The organism is Serratia sp. CMO1, from assembly GCF_015689115.1.
GTDB lineage: Bacteria > Pseudomonadota > Gammaproteobacteria > Enterobacterales > Enterobacteriaceae > Serratia > Serratia marcescens.
Map to the genome: position 1 here is coordinate 2,953,204 of NZ_CP065032.1, position 23,351 is coordinate 2,976,554.

Consider the following 23,351-nt stretch of genomic DNA (forward strand, 5'->3'; position numbering starts at 1 on the left):
TAAAGGTTCCGCAAACCTTGCCGATAAGACAAATCAAGCAGCATTTTATTGGCCACCAGGGCCGCAAAACTTTCATTGCAGCGTCGTCGCCCGCGAGCGGTCACGGCGTAAACGGAGATGGACCATGAGTATCGATCGCACCCAGCGGTTACAGCCGGTTTCCACTGTGCAACCGCGAGAAACCCCGGCCGACAACCCGCTCCAATCGCGCAAGGCCGCCGTGGCGGAAACCGCCGTCAGCGGCACGCAGGTCAAACTGAGCGAGGCGCAGGCGCGCCTGATGCAGCCGGGCACCCAGGATATCGATATGGGTCGGGTCGAGGCCATCAAGCAGGCGATCCGCAACGGCGAACTGAAGATGGACGCCGGCAAAATCGCCGATGCGCTGCTGCAAGACGCGCAGAGCGATGTTCAATGGATCGCCGGACGCGACTGACAGCGCGCGGCGAGTAGCGGTAAAGGATAAGTCATTACTATGGAAAACCTGGCACAACTGCTGGACAAACTGTTGGAAACGCTGCAGGCGCTCAACGGCGTGCTGGAGGAAGAGCACGACTTGCTGTGTTCCGGCCAGTTGCCGGGCGTGGCCTTGCAGCGCGTCACCGATGCCAAAAGCCAACTGCTGGCGACGGTCGCTTACCTCGAGCAACAGCGCCTGGGGCAGGAAAAAACCTGCGGGCAACGCGCCCCCTATGCCAGCCAAGCGCCCCTGGCCGATCGTTGGCAGCGCGTTCAGTTGCTGAGCCAAACGCTGCGCGAAAAGAACCAGCACAACGGTCTGCTGCTCAATCAGCAGATCGACCATAACGCGCAGGCGCTGGCCATCCTCAGCAAAAACAACAAATCGCTGTATGGCCCAGATGGCCAGTCGCACGCCGGCAGCCTGCTCGGCAGAAAAATCGGCGTCTGACCTGACTCATTTACCCGGTGAGCCTATCACCGGGCATGCGTTAACCGGCTTCTGCGCATCCCGTCGCATTTTCTCCCTATCACTCTTTGAATTCACTTAAGACTTTGCGCCAGGCTGCGCATGGCGTGAATTTGGCTGTTTCTTTCCCTTTGGCCGCTTGTCACCCTGTGGTTATTTTTAAACCACTTGAAATATACCCTTAACGGGTATAGATTCGCAGGGAGAGCGAATGGTCGACATTTATCTCACCAAAACCTTTCAGGGTTTTGCCGCACGCGAGCGCATCAGTGATGCCAGGATAGTGAAAGCGGCGCGAGAGATGCAACATCAGCTGTACGACGCCAATCTTGGCGGTTGCGTATACAAAAAGCGCATCGCTCGGGCTGGTGCGGGCAAACGTGGCGGCTATCGGGTACTGATCGTTTTTCGCGATGAAGAACGCCTGTTTTTTATGCGCGGCTTTGCCAAAAGTGAGAGAGAAAACATCAGTACGGATGAGTTACAGGGATTGAAACATCTGGCTGCGCTGTATCTGGATTATTCGCCATTCAGACTCTACCAGCTGGTCAACAACAGGGAGTTACGGAGGCTAAGCGATGAGTAAAATTCTTGCCGAGATCCACCAGGAAGTTCAGGGGCTGCACCGCGCCGGTTTCGTCGACGACGTGACCATGCGCACCTTCGACATGCTGTGCCTGCGGCCGGTGAAGCAGTTCGGGCCGGCCGAGATCCGCGCGCTGCGCGAACGGGAAAACGTCAGTCAGCCGGTGTTTGCGCTGTATCTCAACGTCAGCAAAAAGGCGGTGCAGAAATGGGAGCGCGGCGAAGCGCAACCGAACTCCGCCGCGATGAAACTGCTGACGCTGGTGGAACGCAACGGCCTGCAAATTCTGGCCTGATGTTACTGATAATTGACGATCACCTGATTGCCAATCACCCGCAGCGGCGGGTTCAACCCGCCTTGCGACTGCACGTAATAGATAAAGCGCAATTCCGCATTGGCCGGCTCGCCCTGCAGACCGTCACTGCTGCCGCTGCCGCCGCCCAGTGGAATGCAGCGGTTCACCGTGCAGAGCTGCGCCTGCAGCCCCACGGGCTCTGGCCCCAGCAAACGGTAGCGCCAGCTGACGCGGGTGATGCGCGCATTGGCATCCGGCAGCGCGTTCGGCGGCCGCAAAGCGGCGGATTCATCACGCATGCCGCCCTGTTCCAGCGTCACGCCCGCCCCTTCGGCCACCCAGGAGCCGGACACCGCATAGGCGGCGAGCGGCGCCAGCAAACAAAATACGAACAGACAGCGTTTCATCAGGCGGCTCCAATGGTCGAGGTCATGCGAATCTGGCGATCGTCGTTAATCTCCAGGTTGGACAGCACCACGAGCTGCGGCAGGCTGCGACGCAGGAAGCGCGCCAGTAAAGGACGCAGCGCATGGTTAACCAACAGCACCGGTGGCGCGCTGAGCATCTCTTGCCGCTGCAGCGCCTGGCGCGCCTGATCCAGCAAGCGATCGGCCAGCCCCGGCTCCAGGCCGCCGCCGCCCTGCAACGCCTGCAACAACAAGCGCTCCAACTGGGTATCCAGCCCGATAACCTGAATCTCGCCGTTGCCCGGGAACCACTGCTGCGTGATCGCCCGGCCCAGCGCCACCCGCACCACGGTCGTCAGCTCATAAGGATCGCTCTGCGCCGGGGCATGTTCCGCCAGCGTTTCGACGATGGTGCGCATATCGCGGATGGACACGCGCTCGGCGAGCAGATTTTGCAGCACCTTGTGCAGCGTCGTCAGTGACACCACGCCCGGCACGAAGTCTTCGGTCAGTTTAGGCATCTCCTGCGACACGCGATCCAGCAACTGCTGGGTCTCCTGGCGGCCGAACAGCTCGCTGGCGAACTGGCCGATCAGGTGATTGAGGTGCGTCGCCACCACGGTGCTGGCCTCCACCACGGTAAAGCCCTGGATCTGCGCCTGCTCGCGCAAGGCGCTGTCGATCCACACCGCCTCGAGCCCAAAGGCCGGATCGACGGTTTTGTCTCCCGCCAGCTCCCCAACGGCATTGCCGGGGTTGATCGCCAGCCAGCGGCCCGGCTGCGCTTCACCGCTGCCGATCTCGACGCCTTTCATCAGGATGCGATAGCTGGCTGGCGGCAGTTCCAGGTTGTCGCGAATGTGCACCACCGGCGGCAGATAACCCATGTCCTGGGCGAATTTCTTGCGGATCCCACGGATACGCCCCAGCAGCTCGCCGTTCTGTTGAAAGTCGACCATCGGAATCAACCGGTAGCCCACTTCCATCCCCAGCGGATCTTCCAACTGCACGTCGGCCCAGCTGGCCTCGGCGGCCTGCGGATTCTCAGGCATCACCGGATCCTCCACCGTTTTCGGCGCCTGCTGTTCACGGCCGCGCAGCCACCAGGCGAGGCCCAGCAGAGCCGCGGTAAACAGCAGGAACACCAGGTTCGGCATGCCCGGCACCAGGCCCAGCAGGCCCAGCACCCCGGCGCTCAGCAGCATCACGCGCGGATTGTTGAACAGCTGGCCCACCATCTGCTCGCCGACATCCTGATCGGTCGCGACGCGGGTGACGATGACACCGGCGGCGGTGGAGATCACCAATGCCGGGATCTGCGCCACCAGGCCGTCACCAATGGTCAGCAGCGTATAGCTTTCCGCCGCCGCCCCCAGTTCCATGCCGTGTTGCACCACGCCGACCAACAGGCCGCCGACCACGTTCAGCACCATGATCATCAGGCCGGCGATGGCGTCGCCGCGCACGAATTTACTGGCACCGTCCATCGAGCCGTAAAAATCGGCCTCCTGGGTCACTTCGGCGCGGCGTTTCTTCGCTTCGTCTTCGCCAATCAATCCGGCGTTCAAATCGGCGTCGATCGCCATCTGTTTACCCGGCATGCCGTCCAGCACGAAGCGCGCGCCCACTTCGGCGATACGCCCCGCCCCCTTGGTGATCACCATGAAGTTGATTAACACCAGGATGATGAACACCACGATGCCGATGGCGAAGTTGCCGCCCACCAGGAAGTGGCCGAAGGCTTCCACCACGCGGCCGGCGGCGGCGGAACCGGTGTGCCCCTCCAGCAAGATGATGCGCGTCGACGCGACGTTGAGCGACAAACGCAGCAACGTGGAGAACAGCAGGATGGTCGGGAAAGCGGCGAATTCGAGCGTGCGCTGGGTGAACATCGCCACCAGCAGCACCATGATCGACAGCGCAATGTTGAAGGTAAACAGCAGGTCGAGGATAAACGCCGGCAACGGCAACACCATCATCGACAGAATCAGCAGGATCAGCACCGGGCCGGCCAGCACCTGCCACTGCGTATCTTTAAAATTGCCCGGCAAACGAAGCAGGGAGGCCAAATTAGCCATCAGAGTCACTCTCTCTTGCAAAATCCAGTGCTTCCGGCACCGGTAAACGTTCAGGTTTTTTCGGGATCAGGCCGCCCTCGCGCCGCCAGCGGCGCAGCTGGTATACCCAGGCCAACACTTCGGCGACCGCGGCATACAGGGTGGCCGGAATATGCTGGCCGATCTCGCTGTGCCGATACAGCGCACGCGCCAGCGGCGGCGCTTCCAGCATCGGGATGCGGTGCTCCGCACCGAGCTCACGAATGCGCAAGGCGATTTCGCCGGCCCCCTTGGCCAGCACCTTCGGCGCACTCATTTTCTTGTCGTTGTACTGCAACGCGACGGCGTAGTGCGTCGGGTTGGTGACGATCACGTCCGCCTTGGGCACGTCGGCCATCATGCGGCGCCGGGCGATCGCCCGCTGCTGCTGGCGAATGCGTCCCTTGACGTGCGGGTCCCCTTCCTGATCCTTGAATTCGTCGCGGATATCCTGCTTGGTCATCTTCAGCTTTTTGAAGTGGCTCCACAGCTGATAGAACACGTCGAACGCCACCATCGGCGTCAGCCCCAGCACCACCAGAAAACCGCAGAACAGGATCATCTGCAGCGCATTGCCCAGCGCATCGAGCGGCTGCTGGGTCATCAGATGCAGCATCGCCGCCCAGTTGTGCCACAGATAGAGGCCGGTCACCCAGCCGACCAACGTCGCTTTCAGGATCCCTTTCAGCAGCTCGGCCAACACCTGGCTGGAAAAGATGCGCTTCAACCCGGACAGCGGGTTCAGCCGCTTCACGTCGAATTTAATCGACTTGCCGCTGAACAGAATGCCCCCCAACAGCATTGGCGCGGCGAGCGCCACCAGCACCAGCCCCGCCATGATCGGCAGCAGCGCCAGCACCGCCTGTCGCAACAGCATGCCGAGCTGGCGAAGCATCTGCTTGTCGTTACTGACCATGCCGTGGTCAAAGTTCAGCCCTTGCGTGAGCATCGCCGCCAGCTGTTGCGCCATGTTGCTGCCGGACATCAGGATAATCGCAAGGCCCGAGAGCAGCATCAGTACCGAGGTCAGCTCGCGGGAGCGCGGGATCTGGCCGTCTTCACGCGCCTTCTCCAGCCTGTGGGGCGTGGGGGCCTCGCTTTTTTCCAGATCGCTGTCTTCAGCCACGAAACGCCGTTCCTGTATCGGGAGGGTAAAGAATGGCGGTCAGCATGCCAAAAAATTGGCGATGTCATTGGCGGAACAACGGGGAAAAAGGCGGGTTATTTAGGGGATGAGACGAAAACTGCGTGGCTTGTTGTCGGGGCGCGCCGTCGCGCGCCCCGAAAGGCCTCAGAAACCGAGGCTGTCGAGCAGATCGTCGACCTGCGCCTGGTTGGCGATCACGCCGACGCCGTTCTGGTCGAGCTGCGGGCCGTTCAGCAGGCTGTCGTTCGGCCGTTTTTCCTTCACCGGCTGCTCCGGCATGTTTTCCATCAGCACCATCAGCAGCTGCTTTTCGATCTCCTGCACCACGTCCATCATGCGCTTGATCACCTGACCGGTCAGATCCTGGAAGTCCTGCGCCATCATGATTTCCAGCAGCTGGGCGTTGGTGAAGGCCGTATGGCCCGGCACCTGATCCAGATACTGACGCGTGTCGTTGACCAGAGAACGCGCGTCGTCCAGTTCGATGGGATTGGCGAACCACTCGTCCCAGCGCCCTTTCAACGCGTTGGCGCCGGATTCCAGCTCCGCCTGGCGCGGTTGCGCCGCCTCCACGCAGTTCAACGCCCGTTCCGCCGCCTGCGCCGTCATGGTTACGACATAGTCAAGACGGTCGCGCGCATCCGGGATCGCCTCTGCCGCCTGGGCGATCGCCTGATCGAGCCCCAGTTCGCGCATGCTGTCGCGCAGCATTCGGGTCAGTTGGCCGATGCGGGAGATGATCTCTCCCGCGGTCGCTGCATCGCTGGCAGGCATTGGAATGTCTCTCATCGCCCTCTCCTTACATGCCCAATTTTTCAAAAATCTTGTTGAGCTTTTCTTCCAGCGTCGCCGCCGTAAATGGTTTCACTACATAACCGCTGGCGCCGGCCTGCGCCGCCGCGATGATATTTTCTTTCTTGGCTTCCGCCGTCACCATCAGTACCGGCATCGCGGCCAGCGCGCTGTCGGCGCGGATGGTTTGCAACAGCTCAAGTCCGTCCATGTTCGGCATGTTCCAATCGGACACCACGAAGTCGAAACCGCCGGCGCGCAGCTTGTTCAGCGCATCCGCGCCGTCTTCAGCCTCTTCGACGTTGTTGAAGCCCAACTCTTTGAGCAGATTTCTGACGATGCGGCGCATGGTGGAGAAGTCGTCCACAACCAGAAATCTGAGGTTTTTGTCTGCCATTATTACTCCTGAAATAGTTAACCGTTTAATGATGCAACACCGCAGGCCACCGCGCGGCGAACCTGGGTCATATCGCCGCCGGGTAGACCCTGCGGACTAAAATCAAATGCGCAATGCCTGGCCGCCGGCGATCTGCGCCAGCATGCGCTGGCTCATTCTGTCCAGCTCGACCACTTCGCTGACGCCGCCGCTGGCGATCGCCTCGCGCGGCATGCCGAACACCACGCAGCTCGCCTCGTTCTGCGCCAGGGTATAGGCCCCGGCGCGGTGCATCTCCAGCATCCCCGCCGCCCCGTCGTTGCCCATGCCGGTGAGGATCACCCCCACCGCATTGCGGCCGGCGTATTGCGCCACCGAGCGGAACAGCACGTCGACCGACGGGCGATGACGGTTGACCGCCGGGCCGTCATGCAGCTTCACCTGATAGTTGGCGCCGCTGCGCGTCAGCTCCAGGTGGCGATCCCCCGGTGCGATGTAGGCGTGGCCCGGCAGCACGCGCTCGCCGTCCTCCGCTTCTTTCACCGTGATCTGGCACAGCTTGTTCAGCCGCTCGGCGAACGAACGGGTGAATCCCGGCGGCATGTGTTGAGTGATCAACAGCGCCGGGCTGGTGGCCGGCAGCGGCTGCAGCACTTGGCGAATCGCTTCGGTGCCGCCGGTGGAAGCGCCGATGGCGATCAGTTTTTCACTGCTCAGCAGCGGCGCATGGCTGAGGATCGCCGGCGCCGGGCTGCTGGAGCGCTGCGGCAGGCGCGCTCTGGCGGCGGTGCGGATCTTCTCGGCAATCAGCTCGCTGTAGGCCAACATGCCCTCGCGAATGCCGAGCTGCGGTTTGGTGACGAAGTCCACCGCGCCCAGCTCCAGCGCGCGCAGCGTGATTTCCGAGCCTTTGCCGGTCAGCGAAGAGACCATCACCACCGGCATCGGCCGCAGGCGCATCAGCTTCTCGAGGAAATCCAGCCCATCCATGCGCGGCATCTCGACGTCCAGCGTCAGCACCTGAGGATTAAATTTTTTGATCAGATCGCGCGCCACCAGCGGATCCGGCGCGGTCGCCACCATTTCCATGTCGGCATGGCCGTTCACGATTTCCGTCATCAGCTGGCGCATCAGTGCCGAATCGTCTACGCATAACACTCTGATTTTACTCATTACCTCTCCTTGGTCAGCCCATACACGGTCTGCCCACGCAAGTAGAAATCCCGGCTGATCTGGCTGAAATTCTCGGAGTGGCCGGCGAACATCAGCCCCCCCGGCTTAAGCAAGGGAACGAAGCGGCGCAGGATGCGCTCCTGCGTCGCCTTATCGAAATAGATCATGACGTTGCGGCAAAAAATGGCGTCGAATTGCCCCGGCAGCGCCCACTCCGGCGCCAGCAGATTCAGCGGCTGAAAGTTCACTCGCGCCGCCAACTCCGGCCGCACGCGCACCAACCCCTGATGCGGCCCGGTGCCGCGCAGAAAATAGCGCTGCATTTGGGTCGGCGTCAGGGTGCGCAGATCTTCCTGGCGGTAAACGCCCGCCTCCGCTTTTTCCAGCACCTGCGTATCGATGTCGCTGGCCCAGACCTGGCAACTGCCGGCCCGCTGACCCAATGCATCGCTCAGCGTGATGGCGATCGAATACGGCTCTTCGCCGGTCGAGGCCGCAGTGCTCCAGACGCTGTAGCCGTTCGGCCGCGAGCGCGCATGTTCCGCCAGGATCGGGAAGTGATGCGCCTCGCGGAAAAATGCCGTCAGGTTGGTGGTCAGCGCGTTGATGAACGCCTGCCATTCCGCGCTGTTCGGATCGCTTTCCAGCAGCGCCAGGTAGTCGCCGAAATCGTGCAATCCCAACAGCCGCAGCCGGCGCACCAGGCGGTTGTAAACCATCTCGCGCTTATGCTCCGCCAGCACGATGCCGGCGCGTTGATAAATCAACTGGCTGATACGGCGAAAATGCACGTCCGACAGCGGCAGACGCTGCACCATTTGCGTCAACATCGACGCTGTATCCCGGTTAGAAGTTGACGGCGCCTGTTTCATGCCACCTCACCGGAGAAAAACGTGCTGCTTATGCGGTTTAACAATCTTGGGCTTCCTTTACCACGGGTGAAACTGCGTTGCTGCTGTTACCTGACGCGACGACGTTATCGTCCGCCAGACGGAATACCGCGACCGCGTCGGCCAGGGTAATGGCCTGCTCTTCCAGCGCGGTGGCGGCAGAAGCGGATTCTTCCACCAGCGCGGCGTTCTGCTGGGTGACCTGATCCATCTGGGTCACCGCCTGCGTCACCTGCTCGATGCCGCGGCTCTGTTCATCCGATGCCGAGGCGATCTCGCCCATGATGTCGGTTACGCGCGTCACCGAACGCACGATGTCCTGCATGGTGGCGCCGGAATTTTCCACCAGCACCGAGCCGTGTTTGACGCGGCTGACCGATTCGTCGATCAGCACCTTGATCTCTTTCGCCGCCTGCGCGCTGCGGCTCGCCAGGTTGCGCACCTCGCCGGCGACCACGGCGAAACCCCGCCCCTGTTCGCCGGCGCGCGCCGCTTCCACCGCCGCATTGAGCGCCAGAATGTTGGTCTGGAAGGCGATGCCGTCGATCACGCTGGTGATGGCGCCGATTTTCTGCGAACTGTTGGCGATATCGTGCATGGTGGTGACCACGTCCCCGGCCAGTTCGCCGCCCTTGGCCGCGGTGGCCGAAGCGTCGCGCGCCAGCTGAGAGGCCTGCCGCGCATTGTCGGCGTTCTGCTTCACCGTCGCGGTCAGCTGTTCCATGCTGGCGGCGGTTTCTTCCAGCGAAGCGGCCTGCTGCTCGGTACGGGAAGAGAGATCGTTATTGCCTTCGGCGATCTCCTGCAGGCCGATCAGAATCGACTCCGCACCGTCGCGCACCGCGCCGACGGTACCGATCAGCGACTGCTGCGTGCGTTGCAGGCTGGCGAACAACATGCTGATTTCATTGCGGCCATACACTTGAATCGGCGTCGCCAAATCGCCGGCGGCGATGCGTTCAAAGTGGCTGCGGATTTGATTCAGCGGCTGTACCAACATGGTGCGCAACCACCACATGGCGCTACCGGTCACCACGATCAGCATCAAGACCGCCCCCGCCAGCATCAGGCCCGCCAGCGTGAAGGAGAATTGGTTGGCGTCTCGAGCCTCGCTGATGTCGCCATTGACCAACTGCAAATACTGCACGAAGTCAGCCTCAAACAGGTCCTGGGTTTTCTGCGTCGGCTGATCCATAAACGCCTGCAGCTCGCCCTTTTCCAGGAAACCGATCAGTTCACGCAGCGCGCCGCGCAGCCGCTCGTAGCTGGCCTTGGTGGTGGCCGTCTGCTGGTTCTGCTGTTCACTGCTGCGTTCAACCGCCATGAACTGATTGAAATAGAGGTCGGCCTTCTGCAGCGAACTGCGGGCGCTGCTCATCAATTCGTTCACCTGCTCCTGCGGCAGTTTCAGCGCCGCGCGGGTGCCGGCGCGGTTCAGCGTATTGCGGGCCTGCAACAGCGACACCCAGCTCAGGCTGAGCGAATCGCGCTGCTGGCTGCCGAGGGTGATGATGTCGAGGTTGTGGTTATCGGAGCGAAACGCGGAATACGACAGGCCGCTGCTGGCCAACTGCAGAACGCAGAAGGTCATCAACAACAGGAACAAGCTGGTAGAGATACGGATTCGGTTAAACACTGTGAACCTCCTTGCAGCCGGCCGGCGACCGGCCTACGTAGGGAAAAGGGCCTCTGCGAGAGAGGCCCGATACCGGTCAGAACGTTTCCCAGTTATCCTGCAGATCGCTGGCGTTCATTTTCTTATGATTGATTACCGGTGTTACCGGCGCCTTGCTGGTGACAGGCGCCTTAAACTCTTCCTGGCCTTCCGACCTCAAACGGAATACCGCTACCGACTGGGTCAGCATGCTGGCCTGTTCTTCCAGCGCCGCCGCCGCCGAGGCGGATTCTTCCACCAACGAGGCGTTCTGCTGGGTGACGCGGTCCATTTCCGCTACCGCCTGGCCAACCTGATCGATGCCGCGGCTCTGCTCGTCCGAAGCCGAGGCGATTTCGCCCATGATATCGGTCACGCGGGTGACGGCGTTGACGATGTCGCCCATGGTTTCCCCGGCGCTTTCCACCAGCACGGAGCCCATATCGACGCGGCTGACCGAGTCTTCGATCAGGCCTTTGATCTCTTTCGCCGCCTGCGCGCTGCGCTGCGCCAGGTTGCGCACTTCACCGGCCACCACCGCGAAGCCGCGGCCCTGTTCGCCGGCGCGCGCCGCTTCCACTGCGGCGTTCAACGCCAGGATGTTGGTCTGGAAGGCGATGCCGTCGATCACGCCGGTAATATCGGCGATCTTCTGCGAACTGCCGGCGATGTCGTGCATGGTCTGCACCACGTTGGCCACCACCTTGCCGCCTTTCTGCGCGGTTTCGGAGGCGCTCAGCGCCAGCTGTGAAGCCTGACGGGCGTTTTCGGCGTTCTGTTTCACCGTCGCGGTCAGCTGTTCCATGCTGGCGGCGGTCTCTTCCAACGACGCGGCCTGCTGCTCGGTGCGGGAGGAGAGATCGTTGTTGCCCGCGGCGATTTCTGACGCGCCGCTGTAGATGGCGTCCGCGCCCTGACGCACGCCGCTGACGGTTTCGATCAGTTCGCTTTGCATATGTTTCAGGCTGGCCGCCAGCACGCCCATTTCGTTGCGGCTGTTGACGACGATCTGCTGAGTCAGGTCGCCGGCGGCGATCTGTTTGATGTGATCGATCATGCGGTTCAGCGGGCGCACCAGGATGTGATGGATACCGGTCCAGACCAGTACGATCACCGCCAGCACCACCACCAGCACCACGATCAGCGTCCAAATGGCCGAGTTGTAGGAGCTGTTGCTGCCGTCGACCGCGATTTGGTACAGCTTGCCGTTTTGCTCCAGATAAACGTTGTAGCTCTGCTCAAAGTTGTCCTGGTAACTCTGCGTAGGCTGATCGAAGAAAGCGTTGATTTTGCCTTCGCCCAGCAGTTGGATCAGCTCGGAGAGCGCGCCGTACAGCACATCGTACTGCTGCTTGAGGCGTTCCGCCGACTGAGGATCCTGGCGCGGGTCCTGAGGAATTTTCTCGTACGCGGCGTAGTGTCTTTCCGCTTCACCCAGCTCTTCCTTCGCTTTGGCCAGCAGTTCATCAATGGTGGCGCCGCTGCCGATCTTGTTGGTATCCATCATGTAGCGAATACCGGCGCGGTTCAGGGAGTTACGCGCCTGCAGCAGGTCAACGCGGCTTTCACTCAGCTGCAGCTGCTGCTGGCGGATCGTTTGCAGGACGGTAAAGTTTTCCTTATCGCTTTTCAGCGAGGAGAAAAAGAGTCCGCCCGAAATCAACTGCAAGGCGCCAAACAGCACCAACACCAGCAACAGGCTGGTGACCACCTTCATACGATTTAACATGATTTCCCTTGTTGAAGCCCGCGCAGACAGGCTCTGATGACGTTGAATGTGAGAGTTATCGGCGCCGTGCGGCAAAACTTTATGCGGGAAAGTAACTATTTTTAGTGGGGGTTCCGGGCGCGGCTGAGGCCATCGCGACAGATCAGGGAAAGTGAAGGTTAAAGGGGGCGGCGCCCCGCCCCTTGAGTCTGAAATCAGACGCTTTTCGCCACGCTGTCGACCAGCGACATCTCTTCGCTGCTCAGCAGCTTTTCGATATCCACCAGGATCAGCATGCGCTCGCCCAGCGAACCGAGGCCGGTGAGATATTCGGTCGCCAGCGTCACCGCGAACTCCGGCGCCGGACGGATCTGATCGGCGGTGAGCGACAGCACGTCGGAGACGCCGTCAACCACGATGCCCACCACGCGCTGGCCAAAGTTCAACACGATCACCACGGTGTTCTCATCGTAGGAAACACTCTGCTGCGAAAACTTCACCCGCAGATCGATGATGGGAACAATCACGCCGCGCAGGTTGGTGACGCCCTTGATGAACGCCGGGGTGTTGGCGATGCGGGTCACCTGATCGTAGCCGCGAATTTCCTGCACCTTGAGGATATCGATGCCATACTCCTCGTTGCCCAGGGTAAAAATCAGAAACTCTTGCCCTACCGTTTCGCCAGCCAATTTGCTGACGGCTGCCAATCCTGCCATATCATTCACCTTTTAAATCAATAAACTCATTATTATGCGGCGGCGTCCGTCAGACGCTTTTCACGGTTCAAGGTTTGCAACGCCGAGACATCGACGATCAAGGCCACGCTGCCGTCGCCCAGAATGGTCGCGGCGGAGATGCCCGGCACTTTGCGGTAGTTGCTTTCCAGGTTCTTCACCACCACCTGATGCTGGCCAATCAGTTGATCTACCAGCAACGCATAGCGGCGGCCGGCGCTTTGCAGGATCACCACGATGCCCTGCGTGGCGTCGGTTTTGGCGCCGTCCACTTCGAATACCCGATACAGCTCCACCAGCGGCAGGTATTCGCCGCGCACCTGCAGCACGCGTTCGCCCCCGGCCAGCGGATGCAGATCTTCCGCCTGCGGCTGCAGCGATTCCATCACCGCGTTCAGCGGCAGGATAAAGACTTCGTCGTTCACCTTGACCGACATGCCGTCGAGGATCGCCAGCGTCAGCGGCAACAGGATGCGGATGGTGGTGCCTTTACCGGCCTGCGAACGGATCTCGACGTGGCCCCCCATCTCCTGAATATTCCTTTTCACCACGTCCATGCCGACGCCGCGGCCGGAAACGTCGGTCACCTGTTCGGCGGTAGAGAAGCCCGGCGCAAAGATCAGCATGCCGACCTCTTCGTCGCTCATGCTGTCGCTGACCGCCAGCCCTTGCGAAGCCGCCTTGGCGAGAATTTTTTCGCGGTTCAGGCCGGCGCCGTCGTCGATGACTTCAATACAAATGTTGCCGCCCTGGTGTTCGGCCGACAGCACCAGATTGCCCACCGCCGACTTGCCGGCGGCGATGCGGGTGGCCGGCTCTTCGATGCCGTGATCGAGGCTGTTGCGCACCAGGTGGGTCAACGGATCGATAATGCGTTCGATCAGGCTCTTGTCCAGTTCGGTGGAACTGCCTTGCAGCGTCAACTCCACCTGCTTGTTCAGCTTGCCGGCCAGATCGCGCACCAGGCGCGGATAGCGGCTGAAGACGTATTCCATCGGCATCATGCGGATCGACATCACCGACTCCTGAAGATCGCGCGCGTTACGCTCCAGCTGGCTCATGCTGTTCAGCAGATCGCCGTGGTTCACCGGATCGAGCGTGCCGGAGCGTTGCGCCAGCATCGACTGGGTGATCACCAGCTCGCCCACCAGGTTGATCAGCTGATCCACCTTTTCCACCGCCACGCGAATGCTGGTGGACTCGCTCGCCTTGGCGCGCGCTTTTGGCGCTTCGGCCGCTGCGGCGGCCGGTTTGGCGGCAGGCGGCGCGGCGTTCGCGACCGCCGCAGGCGCAGGCTCCGGCACGTCGACCGCTTCCGGTAAGCTCGCTTCTGCGATGGCCGGTTCGCTCTGGGGCGGCGTCGAGAAGCTGATTTGTTCCGGTTCCAGCACGAAGCACAACACGGCGCTGATGTCGTCTTCGCTGGCGGAGGTGAGCAACGTCACGTCCAGACTGTGTTCCGTTTGATGCGGATCTTTAACCTCGCCGAGGTTGCCCAGCTCTTCCAACATCAAGGGGATTTCACTGGCTTTCAGCCCGTTCAGGCTGATGCGCATGCCGCCCTCGATCGCCGCCGGCGCGGCCGATGGCTTAACGACAGGCTGCTGAACGGCCGGTTGAGCCGCAGGCGCCCCCTGCTGCTGTTGCGCTTCCAACGCCAGCTGGCGCAGCGCCTGACAAATGTATTCAAAGCTTTCAGCGTCAGGCTGTTGCGAGGTTTTATAGGCGTCCAGTTGCTCCTGCATAATGTCTTTGGTTTCCAGAAACAGGTTGATAATCTCGGTGCTCAGGCTCATTTCCTGGCGTCTTGCACCGTCCAGCAGGTTCTCCAGCAGGTGGGTGGTTTCCTGCAGCACCGAAAAACCAAAGGTCGCCGCGCCGCCCTTGATCGAATGCGCCGCGCGGAAGATGGCGTTCAACGGCTCGATATCGGGGGCCAGCGGATCCAGCTCCAGCAGGTGTTGCTCCATGTCGGCCAGCAACTCGTCTGCCTCATCAAAGAAGGTCTGATAAAAATCGCTAATGTCCATGCTCACGGGGTCACCTCTGGCTGTGAGTCGCGGTTAGTCGGTGCGGGTGCGGAAGCCGGTTGTTCCGGCGCCTGATCGGCCGGTGCTATCGCCGGGGATGCCTGCGGTGGAGCGCTTGGCGTTGGCGCCACCGGTTCCGGGGCTGTCGCCGAGGGTTCCGGCGTTTGGCTGGCCGGTGCGGTCGCCGACGGCGCCAGCTGCTTCAGACTGTCCGGTTGGGCGATATCCAGCGCGTTGCTTTCGGCATTTTCGTGCTCGATGCCCTCTTGCGTTTGCTTGTTCAGCACCAACACGGTGATGCGTCGGTTAATCGCGTCATCGGCGCCATGCTGTTTCAGGCTCATGGTGGCCGCCATGCCCACCACCCGCAGCACCTTGCCTTCCGCCAGGCCGCCGGCGATCAGCTCGCGTCGGGAGGCGTTGGCGCGATCGGCCGACAGTTCCCAGTTGCTGTAGCCGCGCTCGCCGGTAGCGTAAGGGATATCATCGGTGTGACCGGACAGGCTGATCTTGTTCGGCAAGTCGTTGAGGATCGGCGCTATCGCCCGCAGAATATCGCGCATATAGCTCTCGACCTGCGCGCTGCCGGTTTTGAACATCGGCCGGTTTTGGCTATCGATAATCTGAATGCGCAACCCCTCGTCCATCATGTTGATCAGCAGATGCGGGCGCAGCGCCTTCAGGCGCGGATCGGACTCAATCAACTCATCCAGCTTTTCGCGCAGCTTGTTCAGGCGCAGCTCTTCGGCGCGCGCGTCCGGCGAATCGACCTGTTTTCTCACCAGGCCGTGCTGCTGCGTGGGATCGTCGCCGCCGCCCGGAATTGGGCTGCTCTCGGAGCTGCTCTTGTCGCCGCTGGTCAGGGCGACCTTGAGCGGCGTACGGAAATATTCGGCGATTTGCGTCAGCTCCTGCGGGCTGGCGATCGCCAGCAGCCACATCACCAGGAAGAACGCCATCATCGCCGTCATAAAGTCGGCATAAGCGATCTTCCAGGAGCCGCCATGATGAGCGGCATGATGCGATTTGCGCTTTCTGACCAGAACGACCGGATGATTCTGTTTCATGCTTCTTCTTCTTCCGTCGCCTGCTGCGCCGGCGCTTTCACGCGGCGCACGTGTTCTTCCAGCTCAACGAAAGAAGGACGTTCGGTGGTATACAGCGTTTTGCGGCCAAACTCGACTGCGATCTGCGGCGCGTAACCGTTCAGACTCGACAACAGCGTGACCTTGATACATTGCATCATCTTGACGTTTTCGGCGCTCTTCTGGCGCAGCAACGTCGCCAGCGGCGAGATGAAGCCGTAGGCCAACAAAATGCCGAGGAAAGTACCGACCATGGCGTTAGCGATCAGCGCGCCCAGTTCAGCGGCCGGACGGTCAGCCGAAGCCAGGGCGTGCACCACCCCCATCACCGCCGCGACGATGCCGAACGCCGGCAAGGAGTCGCCCACCATCGCCAGACTGCCGGCGGGCACTTCGCTTTCCTGCTCGTAGGTTTCGATCTCTTCGTCCATCAGCGCTTCGATCTCGAACGCATTCATATTGCCGCTCACCATCAGCCGTAAATAGTCGGTAATGAACTCCACCAGGGTGTTATCGGCAAGGATGCGCGGATAATTAGAAAAAATTTCACTTTCTTGCGGATTATCGATATCGAACTCGAGCGACAGCATGCCCTGCTGACGCGATTTGGCCAGCAGACGGAACAGCAACGCCATCAGATCCATATACAGATCTTTGTTGTATTTGGAACGGCGCATCAGGCGCGGCAGGGCGCGCAGCGTGGCTTTGATCGCTTTGCCGTTGTTGCCGACGATGAAAGCGCCGACCCCCGCCCCGCCGATAATCAGAAACTCCGCCGGCTGATAGAGCGCACCGAGATGACCGCCCACGATCAGGTAGCCGCCAAACACCGCGCCCAATACCACGAGATAACCCAAAATAACTAGCACACGCATTCCTTAAATTAACAATGTGGATGGAAGGTGGGGCAAACGCGCCCTGGCGCGACAGACCAGGCTGCATGTCTGGGGGCGGCATGCCGCCCCTGCGTATCACACGTCGGTATTCATTGCCGAGAGCCGGCAATGTGGCGGCTCAAATGGCGCGTTTGACCTGCTCGTCCAGCAGTTGAGGAATAATATCGGCCAGTTGCGGCGAAAGTTTACGTCTTTTTACGGCGCGGGATGGGGGTTGGCATAAACTGCAGATGAAACCATTCAGCGGCTGGTGCGCGTGGGTGATAAATGCGCCGCCGCAGCAGCTGCAGGCGGAAAGCTGCAACATGCCGCTATCGACGAAGCGCACCAGCGTCCAGGCACGGGTCAGCGCCAGCAACGGCGCCTCGCCGGCCTGCTGCGGACACTGCTCGAGATAGAGGCGATAGGCTTTGATCACCGCCTCCACTCCGCTGCACTGCCCGCTTTTCATCAAAAACAGGTAAGCGTTGTAAAACATCGACGAGTGAATATTTTGTTCCCAGGTCATAAACCAGTCGGTTGAGAACGGTAACATTCCTTTTGGCGGCGGGCTGCCGCGTAACTCCTTGTAAAGTTTAATCAAGCGCCCGCGGCTGAGCTGGGTTTCACTCTCCAGCATCTGCAATCGGGCTCCCAGCGAAATCAGCTCCATGGCGAGCTGAATGTCCTTGGCTTCTTGAACGATACTTTTCTCAACCATCATCAGGCTCTTTTCTTCGTCGGGCTAGCGTCTTTACTCGATAGCTCTTGCAGTAAATGGCTTGATAGCAAAATGCCGGTATGGATTTGTTGCAGATCGTCGACGCGCGACTCTTTGGTCAGGCGCTCGATGGTCTGGCTTTCGTTAAAGCGGAAGTGGCAAACCAGCTGGTTGGTCTCGGCCAGTTTAACCATTTGCGGCAAAGTCAGCTGCGCCAGCGCATCGGCCATGGTTTCATCAATACCCAGGCGAAACATTGCGGACGCTTTTTCATCGTTGATCAAACGCTGTGCTAAAAGTAAATATGACAGATTGATGTCATAAATATGCTTAAGTAATTCAGACGTACCCATATTCCCCATCCCGACAGACTATGTTTAAAAACATACGCTGGGTGATAAATTTTATCGCCCGTGACTTGGGTTGTTTCCCAAAGTTGGCAAATTAATCTCTCAAAAACGACTGCTATAATTTTCGACAATCGCTAAATTCGACCACTGTTCAGTATTTGCTACGAGCGTAAACCAACGTGTATGGATGTACAGCATTCTGCTTCGATAGTGTTTAGTCACCATGAAACTATTTTTACAAATTTAATAAGATTATTCCTAAAGCAGCGCAACTCTACCCCTGAACCATTAGCACACACAATGTAAGTGAGAGGCAATTTTAAATACAATGTGACATAGATCACAAAAATAAAAAATAATTAAGCCAAATACACCCAAATACGTTCATTTATTGACCGCCAATTTGCTCATAAAACAGCCATAGGTAAAAAAACGTCTTAAAAACAATGTTTATCCGCCAAAAAATTATCTTTTTTAGATCAATTCGAACAAAAGCATCACCAAACCAAAATAACAGAACAAAAATCTGCATATAGGCAACAAACTCAGTATAAATAACCATTTGAGTTACTAAAAAATATCCAAGCTGAAAAATAACCAATGTAAACTATAAGGTTATTAGCTATCGGATTTGACTTAAGCCCTCCGCCTGAGGCTGTTCTAATTTCCAACATCAGGTGATTATGGCTTATCAATGATTCGCAGGCGTAGTGAACAAGCTAACAGACGTAACGATATGTTTCCGTATTAGCACGATGCAAGAATGCTTTTTTTGAGTTAAATTTCCCCAAAACGTTATATCGGCGGCAATTCATAAAACTTTAATGCTTTTTATTTCTTTCTCTGACGCCGAGATAATTCCCCCTCACCCCACAGATTATTTACATGGCTTTGGCTTTCATCACTTCATTGTCATAAAATAAAACGCAGTTTTGTTTTACTGTTGATATTTCGTCATCGAAAAAACGGTTTTTCAACGCAGGCAGCGGCGACAAACACCGCCCAATGCCGCGACGGCGCCACGGCCGGGTGAAAAAATCACCGCAAAAGAGGCCGGCACGGCACCGCGCGCTGGTGCACAGCACGAATGACGACGCGTCGGCCGTCAACCGCCCTGAGACTTTCCCTATTTCTCCATTAATCAGCAGGCTGAGATTGCTGACGGCGCACTGGCATATTATGATTTATCAAAGCGCCGCTACGGGCGGCGTGACATCATTACCCAGTGCAATTTATCTAATTGAAATGATTTTTGTCAGGTCGTACATCGCTGCCTCGACGGCGTCGCCGTGAGTCGCCATGTGTTATTCACCCGGCTTTAACTATTAACAGGCTATATTTTAATCATGACCGATACGCTCGAATATCTGCTGACATTTCGTAAATGCTCCTCTTTGGACAGCCTGGAGAAGGTGTACGACAAACTGAACTACTCCATTGAAAACGATACGGAAATGAGCAATATGTACCGTGCCGCCGACCACCGTCGCGCCGAGCTGGTTGCCGGTAAATTGTTCGATCTGGGCAAGGTGCCGAAAACGCTGTGGGCACAGGTGCTTTAATTCAGTGAAATTACGTGCGGCAACGGTTTTATCTTTTATTGCTATATAACCGGGGCAAATTCAGCTTTTATTGCCGCGCGTGATATGAAACACATTTATTAGGCTCACCAGGTTCTACCCTTTATCCGACGCAGTGCTTCCACCAAGGCCGCCGATGCGGCAGCCTGAAACACGATGGATACAACAAGGAGTCGGATATGGGGTATCAAAACGTTCTGGTCACCGTCGCCGTTGCCCCTGACAGCCACCGCCTGGTGGAAAAGGCCGTCTCCATCGTTCGCCCTTACGGCGGCAGCATCACCCTGTTAAGCACCCTAGCCAATCCGGAAATGTACAATAATTTCGCCGGGCCGATGCTGGGCGATTTGCGCTCGCTGATGGAAGAGGAAACCCGGCTGTTTATGGAAGAACTGCGCCAACGCGCCGGCTACCCTATCGCCGATACGCTGATCGTGCATGGCGAGCTGGGTGACAGCCTGGCATTCGCCAGCCGCCGTCAGCCGTTCGACCTGCTGCTCTGCGGCAATCACCGCGACAGCATGATGAACAAAGTCTCCTGTTCCGCCGCCCGCTTTATCAATATCAGTCATATCGACGTGCTGATCGTTCCGCTCTGAGCTAAGCACATTCGGTCACGTCCCCTTAGCGCCCCTGGACTAGGCTTAACGGACCTTGTTTGCCGCAACACAAAGGAGCTTTCGATGTCCCCTTCTCAACAGAACCGCCGCTTCCTGCTGGCCTCGCGTCCGCACGGCGAACCGACGGCGGCGAACTTCCGTCTCGATACCGTCCCCGCACCGCAACCCGGTGCCGGCCAACTGCTGCTGCGCACCGTCTATCTGTCGTTGGATCCTTATATGCGCGGACGCATGAGCGATGCCCCCTCCTATGCGCCGCCGGTGGAGATCGGTCAGGTGATGGTGGGCGGTACGGTATCGCGCGTGGCGGCCTCACAGCATCCCGATTTCAACGTCGGCGATTGGGTGTTGGGATATGACGGCTGGCAGGAATATGCGCTGTCCGACGGCAGCGGTCTGCGCAACCTCGGCCCGCATTTGCCGCACCCTTCCCGCCTGCTGGGCGTGCTCGGCATGCCGGGATTTACCGCATACATGGGGCTGCTCGACATCGGCCAACCGCAGGCGGGTGAAACGCTGGTGGTGGCCGCCGCCAGCGGTGCGGTTGGTTCGGTGGTCGGCCAAATCGGCAAACTGAAAGGCTGCCGCGTCGTCGGCGTCGCCGGCGGTGCGGAAAAATGCCGCTATGTGGTGGAAGAGTTGGGTTTCGACGCCTGTATCGATCACCGCGCCCCAGACTTTGCCGAACGGTTGGCCGCTGTCTGCCCACAGGGTATCGACATCTATTACGAGAATGTCGGCGGGGCGGTGTTCGACGCCGTACTGCCGCTGTTGAACACCAAAGCGCGCATTCCGGTATGCGGCATCATCGCCCATTACAATGCCACCGGATTACCCGCGGGGCCGGACCGCTTGCCGCTGCTGGAGGGACTGATCCTGCGCAAACGCATCCGCATGCAGGGCTTTATCATCTTTGACGACTACGGCGCTCGCTTTGACGAGTTCTTGCAACAAATGAGCAGTTGGGTCGAACAGGGGAAAATCAAGTTCCGCGAAGACATCGTCGACGGGCTGGAGCAGGCGCCGCAGGCGTTTATCGGCCTGCTACAGGGCAAAAATTTCGGCAAACTGGTGATCCGCGTCGCCGACGAATAACCCGCAGCAGGGCGTGGTACGCCACGCCCTGCTTTTAATGTACGGCTAATGTACGGCGCCATCGCCGAATCGCACATCTTCCTCTACCGTCAGCGTCACCTGCACGACAGTGCGCACCGCTTCCACCATCGTCGCCAGCGCCATGCTCGGCTTGCCCGGGTGCGCTGCCGCCAGTTCATGGCTGTACGGAATATGCACGAACCCGCCCCTGACCCGCGAATGATGCGTCTCCAGATAGTGACGCAGACCATAAAAAATATGGTTGCAGTTGTAGGTGCCTGCCGTATAAGAGACCGCCGCGGGGATCCCCTGCCGGCGCAGTTGCTGCACCGCGGCCTTGACGGGCAGCGTACTGAAATAGCCCACCGGCCCGCCGGCCACCACCGGCACGTCAATCGGCTGTTTACCGGCATTGTCGGGAATGCGGGCATCGATCAGATTGATGGCCACCCGTTCCAGGGATATCTCGGCCCGGCCGCCGGCCAGCCCCAGACAAATCACCGCCAGCGGCTGCAATGCCTCAATCGCCGCGATCAACTGCTGATTGGCCACGCCCAATACGCAGGGCAGCTCGAGCACCACGATCTCCGCGCCGGCAATATGTTCACCGGCCAACGCCTGCGCAATCTGCCAGGAAGGATTCACCGCATCACCATCGAACGGCTCAATGCCGGTGATCAAGACTTTGTTCATCATTTCCCCTGATTGAAGGCTAAATTCGTGTACTTCCAGCCTAAAGAACGCAGTATGATTCTGGAAATGGATTATCTTTATATATGGTATTCATGAAATGAATTTATCCAGCGTCGATCTCAACTTGCTGGTGGTGTTTGAGGCGTTGTATCAGACGCGCAACGTCACCGCCGCAGGCCGGCGTCTTAACCGCGCGCAACCTTCCGTCAGCAATGCATTGGCGCGGCTGCGCATTCTTCTGAACGATCCGCTGTTTATTCGCAGCGGCGGCGCCATGGCGCCCACGCCGCGCGCCCACCAGCTGATGCCGCAAATACAGCGGGTGCTTGAACAGATCCATCTGGCGTTGGCGCCCCCTGCCCGTTTCGACCCGGCCACCGCCGGGCAGCGGCGTTTTACGCTGGCAGCCGGCGACTATGCCGATATCTTGCTGCTGCCCGCCATCATCAGTCGATTGCGTCAGACTGCACCCGGCATCGATATTCGCGTTTCGCGCCTGGATCGCCACAATATTTACCGGCAGCTGGATCGCGGCGAGGTGGATATCGCGCTGGGAGGGCACCTTTCCGGTGCGGAAAGCCACTATGTGCGCACGTTGTTTGAAGAACATCTGGTGTGTATCGCCAGCCGTTCACACCCACAGCTGGCGGACGGCCGCTGGGATCTGGCGCGCTACCTCAGCCTGCCGCATGGGCTGTACGCACCGGCAGACGACGGCTCTGCCAGAGGATTGCTCGACCGGCGTCTGGCGGAAATCGGCGGTCAACGGCGCGTTGCCGTGACCTTTTCACACATTGCCGCTCTGCCGGCCGTGGTCGCCGACAGCGATCTGATCGCCACGCTGGCCGCCAGCGCGGCCCGGCATTTTTCCGATCCGCAACGCGTACGCATTCTCCCGCTGCCTGACGAGTTGGCCATCGCACCTTTCCCCATTGAGCTGATCGCCGGCCGGCAGGCGCAACGCGACCCGGCTTTAATCTGGCTCTGCGAGCTGATCGGTCAACTCTCCTTCGCCTCCTCTCCACGCTAACGGCGGCATTCGCTGCATTTTCAACCGTTCAAACGCATGTTCCCAGGCCCGTCGGCGGGCCCTGGGACGCCCACCAAATAGGAATCATCCGAATTAACATTCGCTAAATTTATATATTTGATCATCTTTAACTGGCAAATGGTAAGGATAAAAAACAGTCAGCGACTTTTTTTACGTAAAAAAAGAGTTGTTTTATAAGCACGTTGACTTATGTGTTACACATTTATTTTTTGGTATGACCAATTACCCAATAATTTGAGATAAAAAATGATCTACCAGCATCCATATGTTTTAAATGATAAAAAACAAGATCGTGAGCAAGTTAACGAATTGAGCATTGATCCACAAGGCTATTTTGCAAATGCAGTGCTCTATTGTAGACTGCACAAATCGTGCCTTTGTGTAAACTTTGTTAAATCTTTCGTCAGTTCCTGTCTCCATTCGTGACAGATACGCCATCGGGATCGCGCGTCAATTCTCGTGCGG

Annotated in this window: 24 protein-coding genes; 8 read left to right on the plus strand and 16 right to left on the minus strand. The window is 59.0% G+C overall.

What is annotated here, in order from left to right; all coding sequences use genetic code 11:
• Positions 1–124 precede the first annotated feature (124 nt).
• The 4 genes from flgM (at position 125) to IT763_RS14105 (ending at position 1,809) form a co-directional block, all read left to right on the plus strand.
• Positions 125–436 carry a flagellar biosynthesis anti-sigma factor FlgM gene (gene flgM / locus IT763_RS14090; RefSeq protein ID WP_016927295.1) on the plus strand — a complete coding sequence of 104 codons (312 nt, stop codon included), beginning with the start codon at positions 125–127 and terminating at the stop codon, positions 434–436.
• A 39-nt stretch (positions 437–475) separates the two neighbouring features.
• Entirely contained in the window at positions 476–910 is a 435-nt protein-coding gene (locus IT763_RS14095; protein ID WP_016927294.1) for a flagella synthesis protein FlgN, read from the plus strand.
• Positions 911–1,139: 229 nt separating this feature from the next.
• Positions 1,140–1,514: a type II toxin-antitoxin system RelE/ParE family toxin gene (locus IT763_RS14100; RefSeq protein WP_049299123.1), complete on the plus strand. Its 375-nt coding sequence runs from the start codon at positions 1,140–1,142 to the stop codon at positions 1,512–1,514.
• On the plus strand, positions 1,507–1,809 hold the full coding sequence (locus tag IT763_RS14105; protein ID WP_015378258.1) for a DNA-binding transcriptional regulator: 303 nt from the start codon (positions 1,507–1,509) through the stop codon (positions 1,807–1,809). The genes IT763_RS14100 and IT763_RS14105 overlap by 8 nt, the downstream gene beginning before the upstream one ends.
• Positions 1,810–1,811: 2 nt before the next feature.
• Here the strand turns inward: IT763_RS14105 and IT763_RS14110 are convergent, their stop codons facing one another.
• The 15 genes from IT763_RS14110 to flhD form a co-directional block, all read right to left on the minus strand.
• On the minus strand, positions 1,812–2,216 hold the full coding sequence (locus tag IT763_RS14110) for a flagellar protein FlhE (RefSeq protein WP_206194783.1): 405 nt from the start codon (positions 2,214–2,216) through the stop codon (positions 1,812–1,814).
• Positions 2,216–4,294: a flagellar biosynthesis protein FlhA gene (flhA, locus tag IT763_RS14115; protein WP_016927291.1), complete on the minus strand. Its 2,079-nt coding sequence runs from the start codon at positions 4,292–4,294 to the stop codon at positions 2,216–2,218. Before flhA ends, IT763_RS14110 begins: the two co-directional genes overlap by 1 nt.
• Positions 4,287–5,438: a flagellar biosynthesis protein FlhB gene (flhB, locus tag IT763_RS14120; RefSeq protein WP_016927290.1), complete on the minus strand. Its 1,152-nt coding sequence runs from the start codon at positions 5,436–5,438 to the stop codon at positions 4,287–4,289. Before flhB ends, flhA begins: the two co-directional genes overlap by 8 nt.
• A gap of 165 nt (positions 5,439–5,603) precedes the next feature.
• The gene (cheZ, locus tag IT763_RS14125; RefSeq protein WP_004934858.1) at positions 5,604–6,248 is read right to left on the minus strand and encodes a protein phosphatase CheZ; all 645 of its coding nucleotides are present in this window, start codon (positions 6,246–6,248) and stop codon (positions 5,604–5,606) included.
• Positions 6,249–6,258: 10 nt separating this feature from the next.
• Positions 6,259–6,648: a chemotaxis response regulator CheY gene (gene cheY, locus IT763_RS14130; protein WP_004934862.1), complete on the minus strand. Its 390-nt coding sequence runs from the start codon at positions 6,646–6,648 to the stop codon at positions 6,259–6,261.
• A 102-nt stretch (positions 6,649–6,750) separates the two neighbouring features.
• A complete protein-coding gene (locus tag IT763_RS14135) occupies positions 6,751–7,800 on the minus strand; it encodes a chemotaxis response regulator protein-glutamate methylesterase (RefSeq protein WP_015378262.1) in 1,050 nt (349 codons plus the stop codon).
• A complete protein-coding gene (gene cheR / locus IT763_RS14140) occupies positions 7,800–8,672 on the minus strand; it encodes a protein-glutamate O-methyltransferase CheR (protein WP_025159837.1) in 873 nt (290 codons plus the stop codon). Before cheR ends, IT763_RS14135 begins: the two co-directional genes overlap by 1 nt.
• A gap of 37 nt (positions 8,673–8,709) precedes the next feature.
• Positions 8,710–10,326, minus strand: coding sequence for a methyl-accepting chemotaxis protein (locus tag IT763_RS14145; protein WP_016927287.1), 1,617 nt, complete (start codon positions 10,324–10,326; stop codon positions 8,710–8,712).
• Positions 10,327–10,402: 76 nt separating this feature from the next.
• The gene (locus tag IT763_RS14150; protein ID WP_004934873.1) at positions 10,403–12,073 is read right to left on the minus strand and encodes a methyl-accepting chemotaxis protein; all 1,671 of its coding nucleotides are present in this window, start codon (positions 12,071–12,073) and stop codon (positions 10,403–10,405) included.
• Between the two features lie 194 nt (positions 12,074–12,267).
• On the minus strand, positions 12,268–12,768 hold the full coding sequence (cheW, locus tag IT763_RS14155) for a chemotaxis protein CheW (RefSeq protein ID WP_004934876.1): 501 nt from the start codon (positions 12,766–12,768) through the stop codon (positions 12,268–12,270).
• Between the two features lie 32 nt (positions 12,769–12,800).
• Positions 12,801–14,822: a chemotaxis protein CheA gene (gene cheA, locus IT763_RS14160; protein WP_049299119.1), complete on the minus strand. Its 2,022-nt coding sequence runs from the start codon at positions 14,820–14,822 to the stop codon at positions 12,801–12,803.
• Positions 14,819–15,883, minus strand: a complete 1,065-nt coding sequence (motB, locus tag IT763_RS14165) for a flagellar motor protein MotB (protein ID WP_016927283.1) — start codon at positions 15,881–15,883, stop codon at positions 14,819–14,821. The genes cheA and motB overlap by 4 nt, the downstream gene beginning before the upstream one ends.
• The gene (gene motA, locus IT763_RS14170; protein WP_015378266.1) at positions 15,880–16,770 is read right to left on the minus strand and encodes a flagellar motor stator protein MotA; all 891 of its coding nucleotides are present in this window, start codon (positions 16,768–16,770) and stop codon (positions 15,880–15,882) included. The genes motB and motA overlap by 4 nt, the downstream gene beginning before the upstream one ends.
• Before the next feature lie 145 nt (positions 16,771–16,915).
• Positions 16,916–17,500 carry a flagellar transcriptional regulator FlhC gene (flhC, locus tag IT763_RS14175; RefSeq protein ID WP_016927281.1) on the minus strand — a complete coding sequence of 195 codons (585 nt, stop codon included), beginning with the start codon at positions 17,498–17,500 and terminating at the stop codon, positions 16,916–16,918.
• Complete coding sequence (flhD, locus tag IT763_RS14180) at positions 17,500–17,850, minus strand: flagellar transcriptional regulator FlhD (RefSeq protein WP_004934891.1); 351 nt, start codon at positions 17,848–17,850, stop codon at positions 17,500–17,502. Before flhD ends, flhC begins: the two co-directional genes overlap by 1 nt.
• 1,343 nt (positions 17,851–19,193) lie before the next feature.
• Between flhD and ydgT the strand changes: the two genes are divergently transcribed.
• The 3 genes from ydgT (at position 19,194) to IT763_RS14195 (ending at position 21,142) form a co-directional block, all read left to right on the plus strand.
• On the plus strand, positions 19,194–19,409 hold the full coding sequence (gene ydgT, locus IT763_RS14185) for a transcription modulator YdgT (RefSeq protein WP_004934895.1): 216 nt from the start codon (positions 19,194–19,196) through the stop codon (positions 19,407–19,409).
• Between the two features lie 197 nt (positions 19,410–19,606).
• Complete coding sequence (uspC, locus tag IT763_RS14190; RefSeq protein ID WP_016927278.1) at positions 19,607–20,026, plus strand: universal stress protein UspC; 420 nt, start codon at positions 19,607–19,609, stop codon at positions 20,024–20,026.
• 84 nt (positions 20,027–20,110) lie between these two features.
• Positions 20,111–21,142: an NADP-dependent oxidoreductase gene (locus IT763_RS14195; protein WP_016927277.1), complete on the plus strand. Its 1,032-nt coding sequence runs from the start codon at positions 20,111–20,113 to the stop codon at positions 21,140–21,142.
• A gap of 45 nt (positions 21,143–21,187) precedes the next feature.
• Here the strand turns inward: IT763_RS14195 and pcp are convergent, their stop codons facing one another.
• Positions 21,188–21,835: a pyroglutamyl-peptidase I gene (gene pcp, locus IT763_RS14200; RefSeq protein ID WP_033641394.1), complete on the minus strand. Its 648-nt coding sequence runs from the start codon at positions 21,833–21,835 to the stop codon at positions 21,188–21,190.
• Positions 21,836–21,932: 97 nt separating this feature from the next.
• Here pcp and IT763_RS14205 point away from each other — a divergent pair, with 97 nt between their 5' ends.
• A complete protein-coding gene (locus tag IT763_RS14205; RefSeq protein WP_206194784.1) occupies positions 21,933–22,865 on the plus strand; it encodes a LysR family transcriptional regulator in 933 nt (310 codons plus the stop codon).
• Positions 22,866–23,351 lie beyond the last annotated feature (486 nt).

What these genes read in the sequence shown, in the direction of transcription:
- flgM (WP_016927295.1), top strand. Translation starts at nt 125, where the DNA reads ATGAGTATCGATCGCACCCAGCGGTTACAGCCGGTTTCCACTGTGCAA.
- IT763_RS14095 (WP_016927294.1), top strand. Translation starts at nt 476, where the DNA reads ATGGAAAACCTGGCACAACTGCTGGACAAACTGTTGGAAACGCTGCAG.
- IT763_RS14100 (WP_049299123.1), top strand. Translation starts at nt 1,140, where the DNA reads ATGGTCGACATTTATCTCACCAAAACCTTTCAGGGTTTTGCCGCACGC.
- IT763_RS14105 (WP_015378258.1), top strand. Translation starts at nt 1,507, where the DNA reads ATGAGTAAAATTCTTGCCGAGATCCACCAGGAAGTTCAGGGGCTGCAC.
- IT763_RS14110 (WP_206194783.1), bottom strand. Translation starts at nt 2,216, where the DNA reads ATGAAACGCTGTCTGTTCGTATTTTGTTTGCTGGCGCCGCTCGCCGCC.
- flhA (WP_016927291.1), bottom strand. Translation starts at nt 4,294, where the DNA reads ATGGCTAATTTGGCCTCCCTGCTTCGTTTGCCGGGCAATTTTAAAGAT.
- cheZ (WP_004934858.1), bottom strand. Translation starts at nt 6,248, where the DNA reads ATGAGAGACATTCCAATGCCTGCCAGCGATGCAGCGACCGCGGGAGAG.
- cheY (WP_004934862.1), bottom strand. Translation starts at nt 6,648, where the DNA reads ATGGCAGACAAAAACCTCAGATTTCTGGTTGTGGACGACTTCTCCACC.
- IT763_RS14135 (WP_015378262.1), bottom strand. Translation starts at nt 7,800, where the DNA reads ATGAGTAAAATCAGAGTGTTATGCGTAGACGATTCGGCACTGATGCGC.
- cheR (WP_025159837.1), bottom strand. Translation starts at nt 8,672, where the DNA reads ATGAAACAGGCGCCGTCAACTTCTAACCGGGATACAGCGTCGATGTTG.
- IT763_RS14150 (WP_004934873.1), bottom strand. Translation starts at nt 12,073, where the DNA reads ATGTTAAATCGTATGAAGGTGGTCACCAGCCTGTTGCTGGTGTTGGTG.
- cheW (WP_004934876.1), bottom strand. Translation starts at nt 12,768, where the DNA reads ATGGCAGGATTGGCAGCCGTCAGCAAATTGGCTGGCGAAACGGTAGGG.
- motB (WP_016927283.1), bottom strand. Translation starts at nt 15,883, where the DNA reads ATGAAACAGAATCATCCGGTCGTTCTGGTCAGAAAGCGCAAATCGCAT.
- flhC (WP_016927281.1), bottom strand. Translation starts at nt 17,500, where the DNA reads ATGATGGTTGAGAAAAGTATCGTTCAAGAAGCCAAGGACATTCAGCTC.
- flhD (WP_004934891.1), bottom strand. Translation starts at nt 17,850, where the DNA reads ATGGGTACGTCTGAATTACTTAAGCATATTTATGACATCAATCTGTCA.
- ydgT (WP_004934895.1), top strand. Translation starts at nt 19,194, where the DNA reads ATGACCGATACGCTCGAATATCTGCTGACATTTCGTAAATGCTCCTCT.
- uspC (WP_016927278.1), top strand. Translation starts at nt 19,607, where the DNA reads ATGGGGTATCAAAACGTTCTGGTCACCGTCGCCGTTGCCCCTGACAGC.
- IT763_RS14195 (WP_016927277.1), top strand. Translation starts at nt 20,111, where the DNA reads ATGTCCCCTTCTCAACAGAACCGCCGCTTCCTGCTGGCCTCGCGTCCG.
- pcp (WP_033641394.1), bottom strand. Translation starts at nt 21,835, where the DNA reads ATGAACAAAGTCTTGATCACCGGCATTGAGCCGTTCGATGGTGATGCG.
- IT763_RS14205 (WP_206194784.1), top strand. Translation starts at nt 21,933, where the DNA reads ATGAATTTATCCAGCGTCGATCTCAACTTGCTGGTGGTGTTTGAGGCG.